The sequence below is a fragment of the Citrobacter amalonaticus genome (assembly GCF_002918555.1).
In the GTDB taxonomy this organism is placed as follows: domain Bacteria; phylum Pseudomonadota; class Gammaproteobacteria; order Enterobacterales; family Enterobacteriaceae; genus Citrobacter_C; species Citrobacter_C amalonaticus_A.
Genome location: NZ_PQMB01000002.1, coordinates 1231261 through 1254434, shown reverse-complemented (window position 1 = coordinate 1254434; position 23174 = coordinate 1231261). Strand labels below are relative to the sequence as shown.

Sequence of the window (23174 nt, the reverse complement as noted above, 5' to 3'; positions counted from 1 at the left end):
ACTATATATTCATTACCTTGCCTCCTCGCTGTTGATAAATATAAATACGATAACGTAGCGCCTGGTACTCCAGGCTACTTAGAGTAGGGTGAATATATGGTGATATTACATGTCATTTTATTACTTGGCACCATCATGCTGGCCGCAAGATGGGGTGGAATGGGCGTAGGGTTTGCCGGAGGAATTGGCTTAGCAATTGCTGTATTTATTCTTGGCGTACCGGCAGGTTCTCCCCCTGTTGATGTCATGCTGATTATCCTGTCAACGATTCTTGCTTTATCCGTGATGCAACTGGCCGGGGGAATGGATTATTTAGTTATTCTCACAGAAAAGTTATTACGTCATCATCCCGGTTATCTTAATATTCTCGCTCCTGCCGTCACCTTTATCTTAACGGTTTTATCCGGTACCGGTTATACCGCGATGTCGGTGATGAATGTCATTCAGGAGGTGGCGAAGGATAACGGCATCAGGCCCAGCCAGCCGCTGAGTTCTGCGGTTGTGGCATCTCAGTTGGGGATTACCGCCTCGCCCATCTCAGCCGCAACGGCGATTATGTACGGTACCGTGGAAGTGATGGGTGTGAGCTTTGGCGATGCCATGTTGGTGGTTTTCCCCACTGCATTGTTTGCAATGTTGATTGCCGCTTTTATTGCCAGCCGACAAGGAATAAAACTGGCCGATGATCCTGTTTGTCAGAAAATCATGCAGGAGAATAAAATCGTCATTAATAAACACACTGAGCGCGTCGTTGCTCCCGGCGCAAAATCTTCAGTTATCCTGTTCCTGCTCGGCGTGCTGTTTGTTGTTTGTATGCTTCTTTTTAAACCCATAATTGGACATGCGATTAACTCTCGCGACTTAATTATCATTACGATGTTTGTTGTCTCTACTATCATTATTTTCGCCTGCAAGGTGGATATGAAGGAGGTTAAAAATTCCCCCTTATTTAAATCCGGCGCAGAATCCCTGGTCGTGGTATTAGGTATTGTCTGGCTGAGCAGTACGCTTATTGGCGCTCATATTGAGGAGATTAAAACAGGCGCCAGCGATGTTTTGCGTACCTGGCCGATGCTGCTGGCGGCGGTCTTCTTTTGCACCAGCGCAATGCTGTTCAGTCAGGGGGCGACAAGCGCGCTGCTTATGCCCATTGCGGCATCCATCGGGATCGGTCCGGATGCGATATTAGCCAGTTTTGTGGCGGTAAGCGCGCTCTATATCACCAATATCTACCCAACGACGGCATTTGCGATTGCCACCGATGATACCGGTTCATTCCTGAGTCGTCGCTGGAACGGCTCGAGGATCGTCAATCATCCGTTCTTTTTACCCGGATGCCTGTCAATTATCTGCTCGGTGCCTTTTGGTTTTTTACTGGCAAGGATCATATTGTAGTGCGGGCGGGAAACGGGGGAGCCACGCTCCCCCGCATTATCGGACGGTCGCCTGCAAGGCAAACAGCTTTCCGGCAAAAGTCTCGCTCACTGGCCAGTCGTCGCCAGCCACTCTGGTGGGAGGCAAAAATCCGCATTGCATCAGCAGTTGTTGATACTCTTCATCCCGCCAGGCGTGCATCTGACTACCAAAACGCGTTACGTTACCGTCGGTTTTTACCGCCCAGAATGTGGTTGCGCTGATTTGTGTTTTCTCATCCCAACGATTTTCGATTAACAACAAGTGGGGGTCAGCAAGGAACAACCCTTGCGGACAGCGCTGCCAGGAGCCTTCCGCCATGCCCTGGCGTTTTACTTCCTCAAAAGTATGCACTTCAATAAGCAGTTTTCCTTCGGGCTTCAGCCACTGCGCGCAGCGGCTGAGCAGCGTTTGGGCATCGTCTGCGCTGAACACATTCAGTTCACCAAAGGTCATTATGATGAAATCAAAAGTTTGATCGGGGGTGAACTGACGGACGTCCTCGCATCGGTAGTCAATCTCCAGGCCATTCTGCTGCGCCTGTTCCCTGGCCCACCTAATCGATGCCGGAGAAAAATCAACGCCCGTACAGTGAAAACCACGTTGTGTCAGCCGCTGGGTGTAAAAGCCGGGGCCGCAGCCCAGATCGAGGAGCTGTGCACCCGTAGGGAGCTGCTGTGCTATCCATGCCACCTGATCCTCAATGATCGCGAGTTTGCGGCTGGCCCAGTCGTGATCCTGCGACAAATGGTTCTCAAGCATACGTTGGCTGAATGCTTCATCATCCCAGGGAATTTTGCTCTCCAGGTCTGACATGCCAGCTGAAGGGCTGACCATGATGAGATCGCGGATATCCATCTTCTCTCCTTAGTGAATTTCCAACAATGCTGAATCTATCATTAGCCTGGTGAATAAAATATGTGTACTAATCAACACGCGATGCTATTTTGGTGATAATGATTCTCATCTTTATTGTCGCCACCCGTCGGCAATGATAATGTTGCAGACTGAATTCATCCCCCCTGGCGCACAGAAGACGGCATGAACAACATCACCGCCCACAATGAATCCAGCAGTAAGATCTTTTCCGTGAGTGAGTTTATGGATTTCGGCGAGCGTTATGGCATTGATTACCGCTTTCCAATGCTGATGCAAAAGCCGGATTTTCCACACTCCAGCCCCGTTTTGCAGGGGGAGGTCGAAGAGATGACGCTCCCCTGCGGCATGTGCGTAACCCATTCCGACGTTCAGGTTCTGCAACCCTATGAAACGACCTCCCGCCACAGCAGTCCCTTATATATGCTGGTGGTGCTGGAAGGCTGCGTGGTGCTGACGCTGAACGGGCAGAAGCACGTGGTACGTTCCGGCATGGCATTCAGCTCCCGGCTTAGCGAGCGTCAGACGATGTGTGCCAGCCATCACGCAGACTGCAAATTGCGCACGCTGTCGCTGGGGCTGTATTCCGACGGCGCCTGGCGTGACGGCCTGCTGGCGTCGCTGATGCGGGAATGGGAGCGATGTCAGACCCCGACGCTTATCTGGCAGGTGCCGGGCTTTTTGCTCAGTGGCTTACAGTACGCCCGACAGGGGACGCTGAGCAGCGTCTCCCGTCAGCTCATGCTGGAGGGACTGATTCTGCAACTGTTCGGCCACGGTCTGAGCGTCTGTCAGGTTGAGAGCGGAAAAAGGCTCGGCGGCGAGCAGCAGCGGCTGGAACGCATCCGCTGTCTGCTGGAGCAGGAACCGGAAAAGAACCATACCCTGAACGAGCTGGCCCAGCGGGCGGCGATGAGCCCCAGCAGTTTGCGCAGTAAATTTCGTGCGGCATATGGGTGTTCGGTTTTTGACTATCTCCGGGATTGCCGTCTGGAACGTGCGCGCAGCTATCTCCTGGCAGGGTATAGCGTTCAGCAGGCCGCCTGGATGTCGGGCTACCAGCATGCCACCAACTTTTCAACCGCGTTTCGACGTCGTTACGGTTTTCCACCGGGCGATGTCCACAAACTTTGCTAATCCATTTTTTCGTATTGCGCGAAGCCCTGGCTAACAATTTGGCATTACGCATACGCAACCTGGCATCCGGCATAGCTATCTTCATCAGCAAAAAGGTAATAATTCTTATTTACAATTAGAAATGCCTTTGGAGACGTTCATGTTCGCTAAGACTCGGTTGGCGCTGCTGGTAGGATGGGTAACCGGCAGCGTGGCTTTTCCTCTGTTGGCTCAGGAAACAACAAAAAACGATACGGTGGTTGTCACCTCGCAGATGCAAAGCGGCGCCACCAAGCTTGCCACGCCGGACATTGAAACTCCCCAGTCGGTGTCCATTATTACCCGTGAACAGTTCGAAGAGCAGGGCGCCACCAGCGTGCGTCAGGCGGTGAGCTATACCCCCGGCGTTTACAGTAATCAGATTGGGGCTTCAAACCGTTTTGACTACATCGTACTGCGCGGCTTCTCTGATGGCAGCCTGGACAACGTCTATCTCGACGGTCTGAAAATGATGGGCGACACCAACTCACACAGCTCGCTGGTGGTCGATCCCTGGTTCCTCGAAAACATTGAAGTGGTGCGCGGTCCGGCTTCGGTCCTGTATGGCCGATCTTCGCCGGGTGGAATTGTGGCGCTGACCTCCCGCAAGCCATCATTCGATCCCGGCGGGGAGGTTAAACTGTTCGCCGGAAACAATAACCAGCGCGGGGCGGCGTTTGATGTGACCGGCCCACTGGATGATAACGACCGCGTGGCGGTGCGTTTGAGTGGGATGACGCGCTACGCGGATTCGCAGTTTGATAAGCTAAAAGAGGAACGCTACGCGCTGATGCCGAGCCTCACCTGGCGTATCACCGACCAGACGCGTCTCGATCTGATGGCTTATCTGCATCGCGATCCGGAAGGCGGCAGCCACTCTGGTTTACCGTATGATGGCACCGTCGTGCCACATTATGGTCACAAGATCTCCAACACCTTCTTTGAAGGGGAGGACGATTACGACAAATACGATCGTCGCGAGAACATGGTGGGTTACAACATTGAGCATATGTTTGACAGCGGCTGGTCGGTGCGGCAAAAGCTGCGCTATCTGCACACCAAAGTAGAGCTTAACCAGGTTTACGCCGCGGGATGGCTGAATGAGACGGAGCTTAATCGTGGCTACTCCGGTTCCGATGAGAAAATGTCGGCGGTGACCCTGGATAACCAGCTTGACGGTAGTTTTGACACCTGGGATATCAACCACCGTCTGCTGGTGGGGATCGACTATCAGGATCGCAGTAATAATACCACCGGCTACTATGGGGCATTCCCTCCGATAGATGCTTTCAACCCGGTGTACGGCGCGAAGCCGAATTACATCTCCATGTATGCACGCGAGAAGCACAAGCTGCGCCAGACGGGCTATTACTTGCAGGATCAGATGTCCTGGGATCGCTGGCGTCTCACGTTGGGGGGGCGCTACGATCAGGTCAGCGTCTCTAATATCGACAAGATCAACCATTCCCGCAGCGATCTGGATAAAAACAACTTCAGCACTCGCGCCGCGTTGCTCTACCTGTTCGACAACGGGTTTGCGCCATACGTCAGCTACTCTACCGCCTTCACGCCGACCAGCTTCGCCGATGAAAACGGTAATCTCCTGGATCCGATGAAAGGCAAACAGTGGGAAGCCGGGGTGAAATATGAGCCGGAAGGCTTAAACAGCCAGTTTAGCGCATCAGTATTCCGCATTAACCAGACCAATATCGCCACCAAAGAGGAACCTACCGATCCGTACCGCTCGATTGGTGAGATTGAATCGGAAGGCGTGGAGCTGGAGGCCATCAGCCAGTTGACGGAGAGTTTCCGTCTGCAGGCGGCGTATACTTACACTGATATCCGTTACAGGAAAAGTAGCCCGGAAGAACAGGGCAAACGCGCTGTCTATGCGCCGCGTAATCAGGCCAGCACCTGGCTGAGCTATGACGTGAAAAACGGTCCGCTGGAAGGTCTGACGCTTGGCTCTGGCGTGCGTTACGTGAACGGTATTACCAGCGATCGTCTGAACACCCACACGCTACCGTCATACACGCTGGTGGATATGGCCATTGGCTACGATTTGTCGAATATTGGTATTAAAGGGTTAAGCGCGCAGGTGAACGTGAATAACCTGACTGATAAACGTTATGTCGCGGCCTGCAACTCGCTCTCTTACTGCTATTTCGGCGCGGAGCGCAGCATCGTCGGTAGCGTCTCCTGGACGTTCTGATCGACAACGTGCCCGGAGCAGACAGGCTCCGGGCATCCTCGCTGCGCGGTTAAGGCGCAGTACCGAAAAACTCACCAAATTTTACCGCCAGCCAGCCCACTGGTGTGGTAGCGCCGCCGACAATATTGGTAATCTCAGACATCCCTTCTGGCACCGGAATACTGGAGTTTATTGCCGCTTGCGTATACTCCTTCGAAATGTCGGTCCCGACGTACAAGATACAGGTCACAATCAGCGTGCCGGTAACAAACATTCGGAACATGTTGCGTTTGCAGAATGGCGTGACCATGGCCAGCAAAAACATGAGGGAGGCCAGATCAACAAACGGCAGCACGCGGTTACCCGGCAGAATAATTGACAGCACTACCGCCATGGGAATTAACAGCAGCCCGGTGGCCAGTACGGATGGTTCACCGATCAGGAGTGCGGTATCCATACCGATATAGAAATCACGATCGGGGAATTTGGCCTTCAGTTTTGCTTCTGCTGCGTCGCGAACAATCAGCAGCCCCTGTACCAGAATCTCGATCATTTTCGGCAGCAATAGCATGGCAGCAGAGACTTTAATAGCCAGCGATACCGCAGCCGAGACATCATATCCCGCGAGGAATGCCAGCAGCAGTCCCAGCACAAAGCCCAGCGTTAGCGGTTCGCCAAATACGCCGAATTTTTTGTTAATGCTTTCCGGATCAAAATTGATTTTATTGATGAGGGGAATCTTATCAATAATGTAATTACAGGCAATGCCAAAAGGCACATAGGCTATACAGGTAAGATGAGGGAAAGAGATCCCTTTCAGATTATAGTTTTTTTGTAAGTAAGGTGCAGTGAGATCCGCTGCCAGCAAGGTGAGGATAAATATACCGAAGGTTATACCTACGGAGAGCCAGTAATTTCCGGTTCCGGCATAGACGACCGATCCCATAATCAGGAATATCCAGTAATTGAAAATATCGATATTCACCGTTTTGGTTAATTTGAGCAGCAGCATGGCAAGGTTAATGATAATGAAACCAACCACCACCGGCAGCATCAGCGGGGAGCCCCAGCCGATAGTGGAGGCGGTAGGCCAGCCGGTATCCACTACCGTCAGGTGCAGGCCAATACGCTCAACCATAGCCTGTGATGCCGGACCCAGGTTGGTCAGCAGCAGACCGATTACCAGACCGACACCTTCAAAGCCGATACCGACCAGCATCCCTGCTTTAAATGCTGTGCCGATTTTTACCCCAAAGCAAAGTGCGATAATAAAGAATATTACTGGCATCATCACTGATGCCCCCAGACTAATAATACTGTTGATAATATCCATAATGATTCCTTAAAAGGCGGGCGAATTGGGCGCGAGCGAACCCGTGCCCAATGGGCCGTATAAAAACCTTTAATGATTCTTTTTAATATTTAACTGAGTTTCTTCAACAGAATCTCAGAAAATAGTTTTGGTGAGTTACTAAAAGCATCAATAGTACTTCCCGCAATATGCGGCGTAATGGTGACATTATTCAGCGTATAAAACGCGCTGTCATCCGGTAGTGGTTCGTCATCAAAGGTATCTAATGCCGCCCCCATAATTTCCCCGGCTTTGAGCGCCGCAATCAGATCGCCTTCATTGATTAATCCCGAGCGCGCGGTGTTGACAATAATGGCGCTGTTTTTCATCAGTGCAAAATGGTGCGCATTGATCAGGTTCTCTGTCTCCGGCGTCAGGCGGGCATGCAGCGATACCACATCGACGCGTTGCAGCAGTTCATCCAGTGAATCGACTTTTTCATAGCCATCGTGACTCTCCACGTACTTATCGTAAAAGAGTATTTCGCTGCCAAAGCCGCTAAGAAAACCGGCAACCAGTTGGGCGATATGTCCCAGACCTACCAGACCCACGACTTTACCACCCAGCTCAGGGATTGCCTGATGATTCGGGCTATCCTTACGCCAGAATTTGTCCCGTAGCGCATCGTGAGAACGGGCGATATTACGCATTTCCGCCAGGATCATCCCGACGGTAAACTCGGCGACGCTGCGGGCATTGCGCCCTGGCGTGTTTATCACCTCAATACCGCGCGCCTTTGCCACCTGCTGATTAACGTTTTCCACACCGCCGCGCAGAACACCCACGTATTTTAGCTGCGGCAGCTTATCGAAGACCGCTGTGTTAACCGGGGCAAACTGGGTGATCAGAATTTCCACATTGTCTGCCCCCTGGAGCAGGGTATCAGGTAATGCCACGGCTTCCGAACCTTCCTGCTCAACACGCAGATTATCCTCCTGTAATTTCTCAACTGACTCATGTGACCATTCGCGTACTTCAACCTCGATTCCTTTATCTCTTAGCGCCTTCAGACCGGCGTCCATCATTGCGGCATTGATAAAAAGATCGGCAATCGCCAGACATTTCATAGTGATTCTCCATAGATTAACGCATCAACATACCGCCGGTGACATCCAGAGTTGCTCCCGTCATATAGCGGGTTTTGGGAGAAACCATGAAGACCCCGATGTCGGCAATTTCCTGGGGTTGGGCTACCCGACCAACCGGAATGCGGCTGACGTAATAGTCAGGATTTTGTTCAATGTTTTTACGGATCATCGCGGTATCCATAATCCCGACGGCGATGTTGTTCACATTGATGTTCTGCTTTGCGACTTCCCGCGCCAGAGAAATAGAGAACGCAACCAGGCCCGCTTTACTGGCCGCATAATGGGCATGACCGGTTGTGGAACCATGGAATGCCGCTTGCGAAGTGATATTTAAAATGCTTCCCGCCTGGACGTTTTGCAGGCAATGATTCACAAACAATTGACTCAGATGGAAGACCGCTTTCAGGTTGACGTTCATCACCGTATCCCAGTCCTGCCGGGTGATTTCGGTGACGTAGCCACTCAGCCAGATCCCGGCGTTATTGACCAATATGTCGGCGTTCCCCAGTCGGTTGATGCAGGTGGCGAACAGATTTTCACGGCTCTGGTCATCGGAAAGATCGGTTTTTACCGCGATGATGTCGACATTCGTTGTGGATTTCACCGTTTCAACCAGGTCCTGCGGGTTTTCTTCTTCACGCAAATAGGTAAAGCAGACATTGACCCCTTCTTTTGCCAGAGTGAGGACAAACTCTTTGCCCAGTCCTGTTGCGCCACCTGTGACGATGGCTGTACGGTTTTTCAAATTCAGATCCATTTTTTCCTCACTTAATGTGCGATGTAATTGCTACAGCTTTTCCAGGGCGACTGCATTTCAGATAACAGGTTTTTGTAGAGGCGGTATTTGTCCTGATACACCTTATGGTTATCCGGATTTGGCGACACGGTACGGGAGACATGCACCATCTCATTGGAAGCGGCAAAGACGTCGTCAAACCAGCCCACCATGACCGCGGCGGTCATCGCTGTACCCAGTGTGCCGTGCTCTTTCACGTCAACAATCTCCAGCGTCGACTGGAAAATATCGGCAAATATCTGTAGCCAGACCGGCGAATTAGTGACCCCTCCGGCGATACGGATGGTATGGCTCAAATTTGGGTTGATATTACGCAGACGTTCGGTGTGATAGAGGTGGCTGAAAGCCACGCCTTCATAAATTGCGCGCAGGAAATGCGCCTTTTTATGAAAGCTGTTTACGCCAATAAATCCCGCCGACGCATCGGGGATGGTGTTTGAGCCAAAGACAAACGGAAAGAACAGCAGATGACTTTCTTCTGGTGTGGTAGAGGAGACCAGCGTGTTGCAAAGATTGTACACCGATGAGCCTTTCGCGGCGGTGGCTTCCCGGTCACTCTCCATAAAGTTATTAATAAACCACTCAAGGTTACTGGCAGAGGTCGGGCTGGCTTCGGTGATCAGCCACTTGCCTTCAATCGGATAGATGGAGGTCATAAACAGATTTTTATCGATAACCGGATGGTCGGTGACGTACTCGTTAATGCTCCAGGTTCCGGTAATGATCGCCAGCTTGTCGAGGCTGTTAATACCTGAAGCGACGGACGATGCCGAAATATCGAACACGCCGCCAGAAACCGGCGTTCCGGCGCGAAGTCCGGTCAGGCGGGCCACGTCCTCGCCGATCCTGCCGCAGCAGTCTATGGAACGTTTGATCGGCGGTAATTTGTCGCGCAGATCGGCGAGTCCCCACCAGGTCAGTAGCTCGTCGTCATAATCACGATTGCGCACGTTGATCAAGTTGGTCCCTGAGATATCGGTCAGTTCAAGGAAAGCCTCCCCGGTCAGGTAAAAGCGAATCAGGTCTTTCACCATAAAAATGTAGCGTGCTTTAGCAAGCGTTGTGGGTTCGTTGTCCTTCAGCCAGGCCAGAAGTGCAACAGGTTGTCCGGCCCAGATGGACTGCATGGTTTTTGGCAGAATGTCAGACAGAAACCGTGGCTCGCTGTACCATTTCTCGACATAAGCTTTCGCCCGGCTGTCCGTTGAGATAATCCCGTTGCGTACCGGATTACCTTTTTCATCAACCAGATACAGTCCGTTACCATGGCCCGTCACGGCAATACCTTTAATCTGGCTGGCGTCGATTCCTGACTGTGCGATCGCTTTTTTTATCACTTCAACGTTAGCAGTCCATAACTCATTGATATCGCGCTCGGTGTGGTATTCCTTTGGTGTGAGCATTTGTGTGGATTTTGAGGCGATGGCGATGACGCTCCCCTCACGATCATAGATTGCCGCTTTGGTGATGGTTCCGCCGTTGTCGATCCCCATTACAAATTCATCTTTCATTACCGTGGACTCCTCATTTGTCACCATAATCCGGGTTCACTGGTGGTGATACCTTTGAAACCGGCATGGAATATTTTTTCTACAAGGTATTTCCGCTTAACAAAGCCTCCGGCGATGAATACCACATCAAAGCCTTTTAAATTCCGGCTAATCAATTCCAGACACTGGCAGGCATATTCAGCAGGTAAGATTTCTATTGCGTCCGGTGGGTTATGTTTAACAATATCGATTGACTGATCCAGAGAGCGTGAATCGATAAGTAACACCCGAAAAATAGTCAGCAATCCCTCTTTTTTTGCATAGCGTAGGGCCGAGAGATTGGAAGAAATAACACCATCAACTTTGTAATAACTTTTCAGCAAATTGATACCGGCCTGGTCGGGTTTAAACCCACCGAGTAACTCCAGGTGAATCAGTACCTTTTTGCCACTCTGATGACATTTGCCAATCAGTGATTGCAGATTACCGATATTGGCTTCGGACAACAGGACATATTCTGACGGGCAGGATAATGCCTGCTCAAAGTGTTTATATTTTCTGACTGAAGGAATGATGGTGTTATTTAAAAACATTTTAGTATCCGATGTTATTTAGCCATGTAGAGGCTGTATGCATCTTCCGCAGTGGCATTTTCATGGATGATGGCATTCAGACCTGCTACCACTTTTGCGGGCTGTGGGTCCTGCGTGATGTTGCGACCCACAGCCACCCCTTTAGCACCAACCTGCATACAGTGCTGGACAAACTTAAAGTATCCGTCGATACCGGTTTTTGGTCCGCCAAGTGCCAGCACTGGCACACCCGCGGCTTCAACAATCAGCCGATCTTCTGCCGTTCCGGTGAAGCGCGTTTTGATAACGTCTGCACCCAGCTCTACGGCTGTGCGAGCCGAGGCGGCGATGATTGCCGGATTGTTTGAGTCATCGCTGGTGACGGGATAACCGTATGGGAGTGATTCGACAATCAGTGGGACATTCCAGCGGTCCGCCGCCTGTGCCAGCTGCATCGCCATGATGTGGGTTTTCTCTTCGTTGAAAGCACCAGGAAAGGTCATGCAGACCACGCCCTCAGCGGCCACTTTCAGCGCATCTTCAACGGAAAAGACGGGAGTCGTATCGGGAACGGTATTATCAAAAATACTGACCGTGCTATCGACGCGTAATACGACGGGAACGCTATTTAACGCTTCGCGGAAATTTTTCAACATGCCATAGGTCACCAGCGCACAATCCAGTCCTCGTTCAACCAGTGCGGGAAGCTGGTTTATCGTATTATCAATACCATTTGTTTTCGTCGAAAAATAGTAGCCATCCAGTGCTAACGTAACGGATTTACCATCTTTTGCGAAAATCCTGGAGAGACGACGTTCTTTAGACATTTTTTACTCCTCAGATAGAAAAAACAAAAAGCCCTCAGAGACTCACGTCTCTGAGGGCTTTCAGATCAAGTACCCTTTTAATAATGATTCAGTTATCCAAATCATTATCAAATAAATTTTTATAGCATTCTGAGAGGGCTTTAAATACTGTTCAATTTAAATCCGTTCTCTTGCTTGTTTAAATAACTAGCATGCTGTTAATCCTTTTGTCCAGCCGAAAACCGCAAATTGGGATATTCATCACAACCTTTTATCGTTTATTTACCAGATATTTTTCGGCCCAATATCATCCCTTTTGGGACTGGAATTGAGCCGCAAATTCAAATCTGTTTCTGACAGATTTGTCGCGCATCCCGGACACGGAGTCGTGTACGCTCCCGGGGATGTATGAGGGACATCCTTGTCCCTCACCGGAGGTAGCCTTCGGCCTCGCCCCTTCGGGGTCAGCGCAGCGCTGTTCAAAACGACTACGCCATTTTGTCCTGCAACCCGAATTATTTAGAACATAATCACCGGGGCGATTATTGGGGGAAACCGTTATCGATACATATCTGCCCGCTGGTTCGCAGAGTAAAAGAGATCTTATCCGGATAGTGGCTGTAATAGTTATGCTCCTCTTGCAGTCCTCTCTCCTGTGCCAGGCGCACCGTCTGAAGCGAGCAGGTGCGGTAAATCAGGTCTTTTCGCATCGTGTTCTGCTGTTCCATCTGTTTTTGAGGCGACAAGGACAGCCAGCTTTCTGACAAAGAGTAATCAAACACCACCCGATTCCCTTTTGCCTGGATATTTTCAACCGTAATGGAGTCATCGATCTTTAGCCGTGGCTGGCCGCCCATTTTTTTCTTCTCTTCGGAGGCGGCATATTGGGTCAGTGTGTCAATATCCATTCCGGCGATTTTTTGCTTATAGGCGTTAACATAAGCATCGGGTTGTTGATAATGCCTGGTATAGGCGTTTCTTAACTCTCCGTCGCTCATTGAACAGCCGGTCAGAAAAAGAGACAAAATGAGCGCCAGTTTTATTTTAGTCATGACATGATTCCTGTTCATTATGGTGATCCCGGATTACCCATAACAATAAAGGGGGGTCATGGTTATGGGCGATATTCAGGGTTGTATAAACCGGGAGCACGGAGAACAAGTTCATTAATCTTAAAGTTGGATTATTCAGGGGAAACCCTGCCAGAATTGGCAGGGGGAAACATATAACACATCAAAAATCTGGCTTATTACGCCTGGCGCTAGCGGTGATTTACGCCTTCATAAATCAACCTGAGAGCGAACACGCCGATAATCGCGCCAATCACCCTGCTGGCAACGCGCTGTATTCTCCCGTAAGCGCGGCGCACTGCCGGTAAGGAGAACGCCTGGCTCAGGAAGATACGCCAGATGACGGAGGAGAGCACAATTCCGGCCCAGGCCATGAGCCGCGCCCACGTGGGCGTTTCTGCGCTGAGCGTGACAGAGAAAATGCTGATGAAAAACAGCACGGTCTGCGGATTCGACAGATCGGTTAGCAACCCCCGACGGAAGAATACGATCCAGGGGGCCGTAATCGGCTGCTGTAGCGTGGGCATTTGCGGCGTGGCCTGATGGCGGATGCTGTTCCACGCGAACCACAGCAGATACGCCCCTCCGACAATTTTGATCACAGAGAAAATCTCCTCGCTCTGGGTGATCAGCGTCGCCATGCCAAACAGTCCCAGACCGGAATAAATGGCATCGCCAGACGCCACCCCTAACCCCGTTAATACCCCGGCCCGACGCCCGGAGGCGAGGCTGGTTTGCACCACCACAAACAGGTTGGCGCCGGGGTTAAAGAAGGTTAAGACAAACAGACTGACGGTCAGGACAACCGCGTGCAGAGGTTCCATAGACAAAAATTCCACTGGTGAATGAATTAACATCATCATATTTTTAGCAAAACTCTGTGGATGAGAGAGCGATCACAAAGGAGTCACTTCATCGGCTCCGACCGCTGGGATTGACTCAGCATCGTAGAAAGATCGGCAATCTATTCTTTTAACCGCCGCCAGAATGTGGTTCTGCTAATTCCTAAATAACGTGCGGCGGCCGTTTTATCACCATTAAATTGTGCCAGAACGTGTTGTGGCGTCAGAGAAGGGGGGACCGGAGGCGCGTCAGCCGTGGTGGTCAGTTCTGGCAGCAGCTTTCGGAGAAAATGGACATCCAGCCTGGGCTGCGGTTCAACGCTTAAAAAGAGCGCCAGTCGTTCCATCAGATTACGCAGTTCGCGGACATTTCCGGGCCAGTCATAGCGCAAAAGTGCGGTCTGGTTCTCCGCAAGTCCGGTGCGTACCGACTCGCTAAACGGCGCATTCAGGGCCGCCAGCGACTGCTTTAAAAAGTCTTCCGCCAGCGGCTGAATATCCGGCAGGCGCTCCCGGAGCGGGGGAAGCGTCAGGCGAAGAATGCTCAGGCGATAGAACAGGTCGGCCCGAAATCGCCCCTGCTTCATCTCAGCTTCCAGATTACAGTGGGTGGCACCGATCACGCGCACGTCCACGGGGATGGGATGATGCCCTCCGACGCGGGTGACCTCCTTTTCTTCCAGCACGCGCAGCAGGCGAGTCTGCAAGGGCAGCGGCATTTCTCCAATCTCATCAAGGAACAGCGTCCCGCCGTGGGCGATTTCAAACAGTCCGGCGCGGCCTCCCCGCCGGGAGCCGGTAAACGCGCCGTCTTCGTAGCCAAACAGCTCTGCTTCCAGTAACGATTCGGCGATTGCCCCGCAGTTAACGGCGACGAAAGGGGCCGACTGCCTGCCGCAGCGTCGGCCCTGCCGGGCGAAATACTCCCGATGAATGGCCTGGGCCGCCAGCTCTTTCCCGGTGCCGGTTTCCCCCTGGATGAGTACCGCCGCGCGCGAACGGGCGTAGAGCATAATGGTATGACGAACCTGCTCCATCGATGCGCAGTCCCCGCGCATATCGCCCAGCTCATAACGGGTGCGCTGGCCGTTGCCGGAGCCGTACTGACTGCCTTGCCGCAGCGTCAGACGGGTCATATCCAGGGCGTCAGTAAACGCCTGACGCACCGTGGCGGCGGAATAGATGAAGATGCCGGTCATGCCCGCCTCTTCCGCCAGATCGGTAATCAGTCCTGCACCGACCACCGCTTCAATGCCGCTGGCTTTCAGTTCATTGATTTGCCCGCGGGCATCCTCTTCGGTGACATAGCTGCGCTGTTCCAGTCGCAGATGGAACGTTTTCTGAAAGGCGATAAGCGCCGGTAGCGTCTCCTGATAGGTCACCACGCCGATGGCGGCGGTCAGCTTCCCGGCTTTTGCCAGGGCCTGTAGCACGTCAAAACCGCTGGGTTTAATCAGGATCACCGGAATGGACAGGCGGCTTTTCAGATACGCGCCGTTGGAGCCCGCGGCAATGATGGCATCGCAGCGTTCGGTGGCGAGCTTTTTACGGATATACGCGACGGCCTTCTCAAAGCCGAGCTGAATCGGCGTGATGGTCGCCTGGTTGTCGAACTCCAGGCTGATATCGCGGAACAGTTCGAACAGACGGGTGACCGACACCGTCCAGATCACCGGTTTGTCGTCATTTATCCGTGGGGGAAGATGCGTAGTCGCCATAATAAGCTCAACAAGAGTAGACAGATTATTGGGTTTAGCCTTGTTTCATAAATGTTGCAATGAAACATGTAAGAACGTTTCGTGAAACGTTAGCTGACACGCTTTTTTATGGCTGCATATTCACAGGTTTTTATAATTCGTTGTTATTAAATAATAAAAATGATTTCTTTCTCTTTTTGTTCCCGTTGGCATACCTCTTGCTTTATATGAATCAACCTTAAGTAACAAGTTGATAACAAGAGGATGGAATATGTCTCTACGCTCTCCGGGTCAGATGTTTCGCGCTGCGCTCACCAAAGAAAACCCCTTACAGATCGTCGGCACTATCAATGCCAATCATGCGCTGCTGGCCCAGCGCGCGGGCTATCAGGCGATTTATCTCTCCGGCGGCGGTGTGGCGGCGGGTTCGCTGGGGCTACCGGACCTGGGTATTTCTACCCTTGATGACGTGCTGATCGATATCCGCCGCATTACCGATGTCTGCCCGCTGCCGCTGCTGGTGGATGCCGACATTGGGTTCGGCTCTTCGGCATTCAACGTGGCGCGTACCGTGAAATCAATGATTAAGGCCGGCGCCGCCGCGCTGCATATCGAGGATCAGATCGGCGCCAAGCGCTGCGGTCACCGTCCGAATAAAGCGATCGTTTCCAAAGAGGAGATGGTGGACAGGATCCGGGCGGCGGTGGATGCGCGCACCGATCCTGATTTTGTGATCATGGCGCGTACCGATGCGCTGGCGGTGGAAGGACTGGAAGCGGCAATTGATCGTGCGCGGGCTTATGTGGAAGCGGGAGCCGACATGCTGTTCCCGGAAGCCATTACCGAGCTTGCCATGTACCGTCAGTTTGCCGATGCGGTACAGGTGCCGATCCTCGCCAATATTACCGAATTTGGTGCGACCCCGCTGTTCACCACCGACGAACTGCGCAGCGCGAACGTCGCGATGGCGCTGTATCCGCTGTCGGCTTTCCGTGCGATGAACCGTGCAGCAGAAAAGGTTTACAACGTGCTGCGCCAGGAGGGAACGCAGAAGGGCGTTATCGACATCATGCAGACGCGCAACGAGCTGTACGAAAGCATCAACTATTACCAGTACGAAGAGAAGCTCGACGCGTTGTATAGCAAGAAGTAACCGTCGTAGGCCGGAGAAGGCGTAGCCGCCATCCGGCAATAAATTTGTACCCTACATATTAAAATAATGACGAGGACAACATGAGCGACACGACAATCCTGCAAGACAATACCCATGTCATTAAGCCCAAAAAATCCGTCGCGCTGTCAGGCGTTCCGGCGGGAAATACCGCCCTGTGTACCGTTGGCAAAAGTGGTAACGATCTGCACTACCGCGGCTACGATATTCTCGATCTCGCGGAGCATTGCGAATTTGAAGAAGTTGCCCACCTGCTGATTCACGGCAAACTGCCGACCCGCGATGAGCTTCAGGCGTATAAAATTAAGCTCAAAGCGCTGCGCGGCCTGCCGGCGAATGTCCGCATTGTGCTGGAATCGCTGCCAGCGGCGTCGCATCCGATGGACGTCATGCGCACCGGCGTCTCAGCATTAGGCTGCACGTTGCCGGAAAAAGAAGGGCATACCGTCTCCGGCGCCCGCGATATCGCCGACAAGCTGCTGGCCTCGCTCAGCTCTGTCCTCCTGTACTGGTACCACTACAGCCACAACGGTGAGCGTATCCAGCCGGAAACGGACGACGACTCTGTTGGCGGTCATTTCCTGCACCTGCTGCACGGTGAAAAACCGTCACAAAGCTGGGAAAAGGCGATGCACATCTCGCTGGTGCTGTACGCCGAGCACGAGTTCAACGCCTCCACCTTCACCAGCCGGGTGATTGCCGGAACCGGTTCCGATGTCTATTCGGCGATTATCGGCGCGATTGGCGCGCTGCGCGGCCCGAAACACGGCGGGGCGAATGAAGTGTCGCTGGAAATTCAGCAGCGCTATGAAACACCGGAAGAGGCCGAAGCGGATATTCGTAAACGCGTTGAAAACAAAGAAGTGGTGATTGGCTTTGGCCATCCGGTTTACACCATCGCCGACCCGCGCCATCAGGTGATAAAGCGCGTGGCGAAACAGCTTTCTCAGGAAGGCGGATCGCTGAAGATGTACAACATTGCCGACCGTCTGGAAGCGGTAATGTGGGACACGAAAAAGATGTTCCCCAACCTCGACTGGTTCTCGGCGGTCTCCTACAACATGATGGGCGTCCCCACCGAAATGTTCACGCCGCTGTTTGTGATTGCCCGGGTTACCGGCTGGGCTGCGCACATCATCGAACAGCGCCAGGACAACAAAATTATCCGTCCTTCCGCCAATTACACCGGCCCGGAAGATCGTGTCTTTGTCGCGCTAGATCAGCGTTGCTAATGCAAAACCTCTAAATATAAAAAACAGGAACCCTTTTTATGTCCGCACATATTTCGAACGTTCGCCCGGAATTTGACCGTGAAATCGTTGATATCGTTGATTACGTCATGAACTACGAGATCGCCTCGAAGCTGGCGTACGACACCGCGCATTATTGTCTGCTTGATACGCTGGGCTGTGGTCTGGAAGCCCTGGAATACCCGGCCTGTAAAAAACTGATGGGACCCATCGTTCCGGGAACCGTGGTGCCGAACGGCGTGCGCGTTCCGGGTACCCAGTTTCAGCTCGATCCGGTGCAGGCGGCATTTAACATTGGCGCGATGATCCGCTGGCTCGACTTTAATGATACCTGGCTTGCCGCAGAATGGGGGCATCCTTCCGACAACCTCGGTGGGATTCTGGCAACGGCGGACTGGCTGTCGCGCAATGCGCTGGCTGCCGGAAAAGCCCCTTTGACCATGAAGCAGGTGCTCACCGGGATGATCAAAGCCCATGAGATTCAGGGCTGTATCGCGCTTGAAAATGCCTTCAACCGCGTGGGGCTTGACCATGTGCTGCTGGTAAAAGTGGCGTCCACCGCGGTGGTTGCTGAAATGCTCGGGCTGACGCGTGAGGAAATCCTCAACGCGGTGTCGCTGGCGTGGGTGGACGGGCAGTCGCTGCGCACCTATCGTCATGCGCCAAACACCGGGACGCGTAAGTCCTGGGCCGCAGGCGATGCCACTTCTCGTGCGGTGCGTCTGGCACTGATGGCGAAAACCGGTGAAATGGGCTATCCGTCGGCGCTGACGGCGAAAACCTGGGGCTTCTATGATGTCTCCTTCAGAGGTGAGTCGTTCCGCTTCCAGCGCCCGTACGGCGCTTACGTAATGGAAAACGTGCTGTTTAAAATCTCCTTCCCGGCGGAGTTCCACTCGCAAACGGCGGTAGAAGCGGCCATGACCCTGTATGAACAGATGCAGGCGGCGGGTAAAACTGCGGCCGATATCGAGAAGGTGACGATTCGCACCCATGAAGCCTGCATTCGCATCATCGACAAAAAAGGCCCGCTGGATAACCCGGCCGATCGTGACCACTGTATTCAGTACATGGTGGCGATCCCGCTCCTGTTCGGGCGCTTAACGGCGGCGGATTATGAAGATGGCGTGGCGCAGGACAAGCGTATCGACGCCCTGCGCGAGAAGATTAACTGCTTTGAAGATCCGGCGTTTACCGCCGACTATCACGACCCGGAAAAACGCGCCATCGCCAATGCCATCACGCTTGAATTCACCGACGGCACGCAGTTTGCGGAAGTGGTGGTGGAATACCCGATTGGTCATGCCCGCCGCCGCGCCGACGGCATTCCGAAGCTTATCGAAAAATTCAAAATTAATCTGGCGCGCCAGTTCCCGACCCGCCAGCAGCAGCGCATCCTGGATGTCTCCCTGGACCGAACGAGCCTGGAGCAGATGCCGGTCAATGAGTTTATGGATCTGTTCATTATTTGAAACACGACTCATCAGGCGTAAGTTCAACAGGAGAGCATTATGTCTTTTAGCGAGTTTTATCAGCGTTCCATCACCCAGCCGGCGTCGTTCTGGGCCGAACAGGCCAGACGAATTGACTGGCAACAGCCGTTTACCCAAACGCTGGATCACAGCCACCCGCCGTTTGCCCGCTGGTTTTGCGGCGGCACGACGAATTTGTGCCATAACGCCATCGACCGCTGGCTGGATAAACAGCCGGATGCGCTGGCGCTGATTGCCGTCTCATCTGAAACCGAAGAGGAGCGCACGTTCACCTTCAGCCAGCTGTATGACGAAGTGAATGTGGTGGCGTCGGTGCTGCTGTCGTTGGGCGTGCAGCGCGGCGATCGGGTGCTGGTGTACATGCCGATGATTGCCGAAGCGCATATTACGCTGCTGGCGTGCGCGCGTATTGGCGCGATTCATTCGGTTGTGTTTGGTGGTTTTGCCTCACACAGCGTGGCGGCACGGATAGATGATGCCAAACCTGTGCTGATTGTCTCTGCGGATGCCGGGGCGCGCGGCGGCAAAATCCTGCCCTATAAAAAGCTGCTGGATGATGCCATCGCTCAGGCGCAGCATCAGCCAAAACATGTGATCCTGGTGGATCGCGGTCTGGCAAAAATGGCGCGGGTTGCCGGGCGCGATCTTGATTTTGCGACCCTGCGTCAGCAGCATCTCGGTGCGCGGGTGCCGGTGGCATGGCTGGAGTCCAACGAAACCTCCTGCATTCTCTATACCTCCGGGACAACCGGCAAGCCAAAAGGGGTGCAGCGCGACGTGGGGGGCTATGCGGTGGCGCTGGCGACCACTATGGACACCATTTTTGGTGGCAAAGCGGGCGGTGTCTTCTTTTGCGCCTCGGATATCGGCTGGGTCGTCGGACACTCATACATTGTCTACGCGCCGCTGCTGGCGGGGATGGCGACCCTTGTCTACGAAGGTTTGCCCACGTACCCGGACTGCGGCGTATGGTGGAAAATCGTCGAAAAGTATCAGGTTAACCGCATGTTCTCTGCCCCGACCGCCATCCGCGTGCTGAAGAAGTTCCCGACCGCGCAGATCCGCAATCACGATCTCTCTTCGCTGGAGGCGCTCTACCTGGCCGGAGAACCCCTGGATGAACCGACCGCCAGCTGGGTAAGCGAAACGCTGGATGTGCCGGTGATTGATAACTACTGGCAAACAGAATCCGGCTGGCCGATTATGGCGATTGCCCGCGCGCTGGATGACCGGCCTTCACGTCTGGGCAGTCCCGGAGTGCCAATGTATGGCTACAACGTGCAGTTGCTCAATGAGGTGACCGGCGAACCATGCGGGGCCAACGAGAAGGGGATGCTGGTGCTTGAAGGGCCGCTGCCCCCCGGCTGTATTCAGACTATCTGGGGCGACGATGCGCGGTTTGTCTCGACCTACTGGTCGCTGTTCTCCCGGCAGGTCTATGCCACCTTTGACTGGGGCATTCGCGATGAAGACGGCTACTACTTTATCCTCGGACGTACCGATGATGTGATAAACGTCGCCGGACATCGGCTGGGCACGCGCGAGATTGAGGAGAGTATTTCCAGTTATCCGAACGTGGCGGAAGTGGCGGTGGTTGGGGTGAAAGACGCCCTGAAGGGGCAGGTCGCGGTGGCGTTTGTGATCCCCAAACAGAGCGATAGCCTGGAAGACCGCGATATCGCACATTCTGAAGAGAAAGCGATTATGGCGCTGGTGGACAGCCAGATTGGCAATTTTGGCCGTCCGGCGCACGTCTGGTTTGTGTCGCAGTTGCCGAAAACGCGATCCGGCAAGATGCTCCGGCGTACGATCCAGGCCATTTGCGAAGGCCGCGATCCTGGCGATCTGACCACCCTTGACGATCCCGCGGCGCTACAGCAAATCCGTCAGGTGATTGAGGAGTAATCGTTATGCCGCTGATGTTGCCGTCGGTTGAATAAGCCACCAGGCAGCGCCATCTGGCAAAAAGGCCCGGTGGCGCTGACGCTCACCGGGCCTGCAAACGATGACGGGCCTGGTTAAACAGACGGCTCGACTTTATAGTCTTTATAATAATACTGCTTATCCCGGTCGTTTATTTCGCGGATAACCCGGCAGGGAACCCCTACGGCAACGACATTTGAGGGAATATCTTTTGTTACCACGCTACCCGCGCCAATAACGGTGTTATCGCCAATCGTTATACCGGGATTGATCACCACGTGACTGCCAATCCATACGTTATTGCCGATTGTGACCGGAAAGGAAAACATTTCTCCGGCTTTTCTCAGCGTATGATGAATGGGGTGACCCGTTACAGAGATCGTGACATTTGGCGCAATTAAAACGTTATCGCCTATCGTGACCGTGTAATCATCAACAATGGTGAGGTTAAAATTGGCGTAAAAGTTATCGCCAATATGGATCCTGGAGCCGTAAGAAAAATAGATGGGAGGCTCTATCCACGCATGTTTGCCCACCGTTCCAAACATTTCGCTCATCAGCTTTTCCCGCTTTTCAATCTCTGATGGCCGCGAGTGGTTAAATTCATACATCAGCTCTTTTCCGCGGAGTCTCTCTTGCGGCAGACCTTCGCACATATCGGTAAACAGCTGGCCTGCTTTTATTCTGTCTCTCATTGAAACGGTCATTGGTGATATTCCATCCTTGTATTTATCTTCAGGCTTGTTTACCGGTTTGTGCGAAACAGCGGGAAAACGGTCCCGGCCCACTGAGGGTAAATACGGAAATCAGCGTGAAGCTCATCGCGATGATCCCCAGCACCAGATAAGCCCCCTGGAAACCAATACTCTCATACATGTTGCCAGCTAAAACGGACATGAAAATCATCGCTAACTGTTTGAAGAAACAGAAACACACCAGATAAATTGTGGCGGAGAAACGCACTTCAAACTGACTGGTAATATATTTGAAGCAGCCGACGATGAGGAACGGTATTTCAAACATATGCAGCGTTTTGAGGATGATAACCTCCAGCGCGGAGGTGGCGAATGAAGAACCGATAATTCGTACCGACATAATCGTGCCCGCGATCAGTAGGGCGTTCTTCCCGCCAATGCGATTCACAATCAGCGGCGCAAAGAACATGATCGAGGCGTTGAGCAATTCCCCCATGGTGGTGACGTAGCCAAACACGCGGGTGCCGTGCTCTCCGGTGGCAAAGAACGAGGTGAAGAAGTTGGCGAACTGCTGGTCAAACACATCATAAGTACAGGAAACCCCGACGACGTACAGCGAGAGGAACCAGAGCTTCGGCTGTTTGAATAACTCCAGCGCCAGCTTCAGGCTGAAGGCCGAGTGGTTAGCGCCTACCGCGTCCGCCACCTTTGCTGAAGAAGCCACTTCCGTTTTTGAAAAGAACAGCAGTATGGCCAGAATGACCGCACAGCCGGAGCCCAGCCAGAAGACAAACTGGTTGTTGATGGTAAACATAATCCCGACGATCGAGGCACACAGCGCCCAGCCTACGCAGCCAAACATGCGTGCGCGGCCAAATTCAAAATTGCTCCGGCGGCTGGCTTTTTCAATATAGGCTTCAATCGCGGGTGCCCCGGCATTGTAAATGAAACCGAGGTAAATCCCGCCGACAATGGAACCCAGTAAAATATTGACCTGTAATAACGGGCCAAAGACGTAAATAAAGAACGGGGCAAACATCACCAGCATACCGGTAATGACCCACAGCAGATGTTTACGCAGGCCAAGTTTATCGGAAAGCAGACCGAAGACAGGCTGGAATAGCAGGGAGAACAGCGAAATACAGGCGAAGATAATCCCGGTATCCCCTTTGCTGATATGGTTTATATCGTGTAACCAGATAGGGAAGAAGGGGAAATAGGCACCCATAATGAAAAAGTAAAAGAAAAAGAAGAAGCCGAACATCCAGAAGTTAGTGTTTTTCAAATAATACATA

The 23174-nt window shown here is 52.8% G+C and carries 18 protein-coding genes and 1 pseudogene; 7 read left to right on the top strand and 12 right to left on the bottom strand.

What is annotated here, in order from left to right:
* Nucleotides 1-96: 96 nt before the first annotated feature.
* Nucleotides 97-1395: an anaerobic C4-dicarboxylate transporter gene (locus C3432_RS11520; RefSeq protein WP_103776722.1), complete on the top strand. Its 1299-nt coding sequence runs from the start codon at nt 97-99 to the stop codon at nt 1393-1395.
* Nucleotides 1396-1443: 48 nt separating this feature from the next.
* On the opposite strand, the pseudogene C3432_RS11515 reads toward C3432_RS11520, so the two are convergent.
* A pseudogene (locus C3432_RS11515) lies at nt 1444-2271 on the bottom strand (class I SAM-dependent methyltransferase); the annotation flags it as partial.
* A gap of 183 nt (nt 2272-2454) precedes the next feature.
* On the opposite strand from C3432_RS11515, the gene C3432_RS11510 reads away from it, so the two are divergent.
* Both C3432_RS11510 and foxA read left to right on the top strand, forming a co-directional pair.
* Nucleotides 2455-3426 carry a helix-turn-helix transcriptional regulator gene (locus C3432_RS11510; protein ID WP_103776720.1) on the top strand — a complete coding sequence of 324 codons (972 nt, stop codon included), beginning with the start codon at nt 2455-2457 and terminating at the stop codon, nt 3424-3426.
* A 121-nt stretch (nt 3427-3547) separates the two neighbouring features.
* A complete protein-coding gene (foxA, locus tag C3432_RS11505) occupies nt 3548-5656 on the top strand; it encodes a ferrioxamine B receptor FoxA (RefSeq protein WP_181012898.1) in 2109 nt (702 codons plus the stop codon).
* A gap of 49 nt (nt 5657-5705) precedes the next feature.
* Here foxA and C3432_RS11500 read toward each other — a convergent pair whose 3' ends face one another.
* The 9 genes from C3432_RS11500 to prpR all read right to left on the bottom strand — a co-directional run bounded on the left by C3432_RS11500 (nt 5706) and on the right by prpR (nt 15368).
* The gene (locus tag C3432_RS11500) at nt 5706-6968 is read right to left on the bottom strand and encodes a PTS galactitol transporter subunit IIC (RefSeq protein ID WP_103776718.1); all 1263 of its coding nucleotides are present in this window, start codon (nt 6966-6968) and stop codon (nt 5706-5708) included.
* An 89-nt stretch (nt 6969-7057) separates the two neighbouring features.
* A complete protein-coding gene (locus tag C3432_RS11495) occupies nt 7058-8053 on the bottom strand; it encodes a 2-hydroxyacid dehydrogenase (protein ID WP_103776717.1) in 996 nt (331 codons plus the stop codon).
* A 16-nt stretch (nt 8054-8069) separates the two neighbouring features.
* Nucleotides 8070-8831: an SDR family NAD(P)-dependent oxidoreductase gene (locus tag C3432_RS11490; RefSeq protein WP_103776716.1), complete on the bottom strand. Its 762-nt coding sequence runs from the start codon at nt 8829-8831 to the stop codon at nt 8070-8072.
* An 11-nt stretch (nt 8832-8842) separates the two neighbouring features.
* Nucleotides 8843-10381 carry an FGGY-family carbohydrate kinase gene (locus C3432_RS11485; RefSeq protein WP_103776715.1) on the bottom strand — a complete coding sequence of 513 codons (1539 nt, stop codon included), beginning with the start codon at nt 10379-10381 and terminating at the stop codon, nt 8843-8845.
* 20 nt (nt 10382-10401) lie between these two features.
* Nucleotides 10402-10953, bottom strand: a complete 552-nt coding sequence (locus tag C3432_RS11480) for a glycerol-3-phosphate responsive antiterminator (RefSeq protein WP_103776714.1) — start codon at nt 10951-10953, stop codon at nt 10402-10404.
* Between the two features lie 14 nt (nt 10954-10967).
* The gene (locus C3432_RS11475; protein ID WP_103776713.1) at nt 10968-11759 is read right to left on the bottom strand and encodes a class I fructose-bisphosphate aldolase; all 792 of its coding nucleotides are present in this window, start codon (nt 11757-11759) and stop codon (nt 10968-10970) included.
* Nucleotides 11760-12280: 521 nt separating this feature from the next.
* Complete coding sequence (locus C3432_RS11470; RefSeq protein ID WP_103776712.1) at nt 12281-12790, bottom strand: hypothetical protein; 510 nt, start codon at nt 12788-12790, stop codon at nt 12281-12283.
* A gap of 209 nt (nt 12791-12999) precedes the next feature.
* Nucleotides 13000-13632: a LysE family transporter gene (locus tag C3432_RS11465; RefSeq protein WP_103776711.1), complete on the bottom strand. Its 633-nt coding sequence runs from the start codon at nt 13630-13632 to the stop codon at nt 13000-13002.
* Between the two features lie 140 nt (nt 13633-13772).
* Nucleotides 13773-15368: a propionate catabolism operon regulatory protein PrpR gene (prpR, locus tag C3432_RS11460; RefSeq protein ID WP_103776710.1), complete on the bottom strand. Its 1596-nt coding sequence runs from the start codon at nt 15366-15368 to the stop codon at nt 13773-13775.
* Between the two features lie 250 nt (nt 15369-15618).
* Here prpR and prpB point away from each other — a divergent pair, with 250 nt between their 5' ends.
* The 4 genes from prpB (at nt 15619) to prpE (ending at nt 21166) form a co-directional block, all read left to right on the top strand.
* Nucleotides 15619-16500, top strand: a complete 882-nt coding sequence (gene prpB, locus C3432_RS11455) for a methylisocitrate lyase (protein ID WP_103776709.1) — start codon at nt 15619-15621, stop codon at nt 16498-16500.
* An 80-nt stretch (nt 16501-16580) separates the two neighbouring features.
* On the top strand, nt 16581-17750 hold the full coding sequence (gene prpC, locus C3432_RS11450; protein ID WP_103776708.1) for a bifunctional 2-methylcitrate synthase/citrate synthase: 1170 nt from the start codon (nt 16581-16583) through the stop codon (nt 17748-17750).
* A 38-nt stretch (nt 17751-17788) separates the two neighbouring features.
* On the top strand, nt 17789-19240 hold the full coding sequence (locus tag C3432_RS11445) for a bifunctional 2-methylcitrate dehydratase/aconitate hydratase (RefSeq protein ID WP_103776707.1): 1452 nt from the start codon (nt 17789-17791) through the stop codon (nt 19238-19240).
* Between the two features lie 39 nt (nt 19241-19279).
* The gene (prpE, locus tag C3432_RS11440; RefSeq protein ID WP_103776706.1) at nt 19280-21166 is read left to right on the top strand and encodes a propionate--CoA ligase; all 1887 of its coding nucleotides are present in this window, start codon (nt 19280-19282) and stop codon (nt 21164-21166) included.
* Between the two features lie 113 nt (nt 21167-21279).
* Here the strand turns inward: prpE and lacA are convergent, their stop codons facing one another.
* On the bottom strand, nt 21280-21891 hold the full coding sequence (gene lacA, locus C3432_RS11435; RefSeq protein ID WP_103776705.1) for a galactoside O-acetyltransferase: 612 nt from the start codon (nt 21889-21891) through the stop codon (nt 21280-21282).
* A gap of 28 nt (nt 21892-21919) precedes the next feature.
* Nucleotides 21920-23173 carry an MFS transporter gene (locus C3432_RS11430; protein WP_103776704.1) on the bottom strand — a complete coding sequence of 418 codons (1254 nt, stop codon included), beginning with the start codon at nt 23171-23173 and terminating at the stop codon, nt 21920-21922.
* Between the last annotated feature and the right edge of the window lies 1 nt (nt 23174).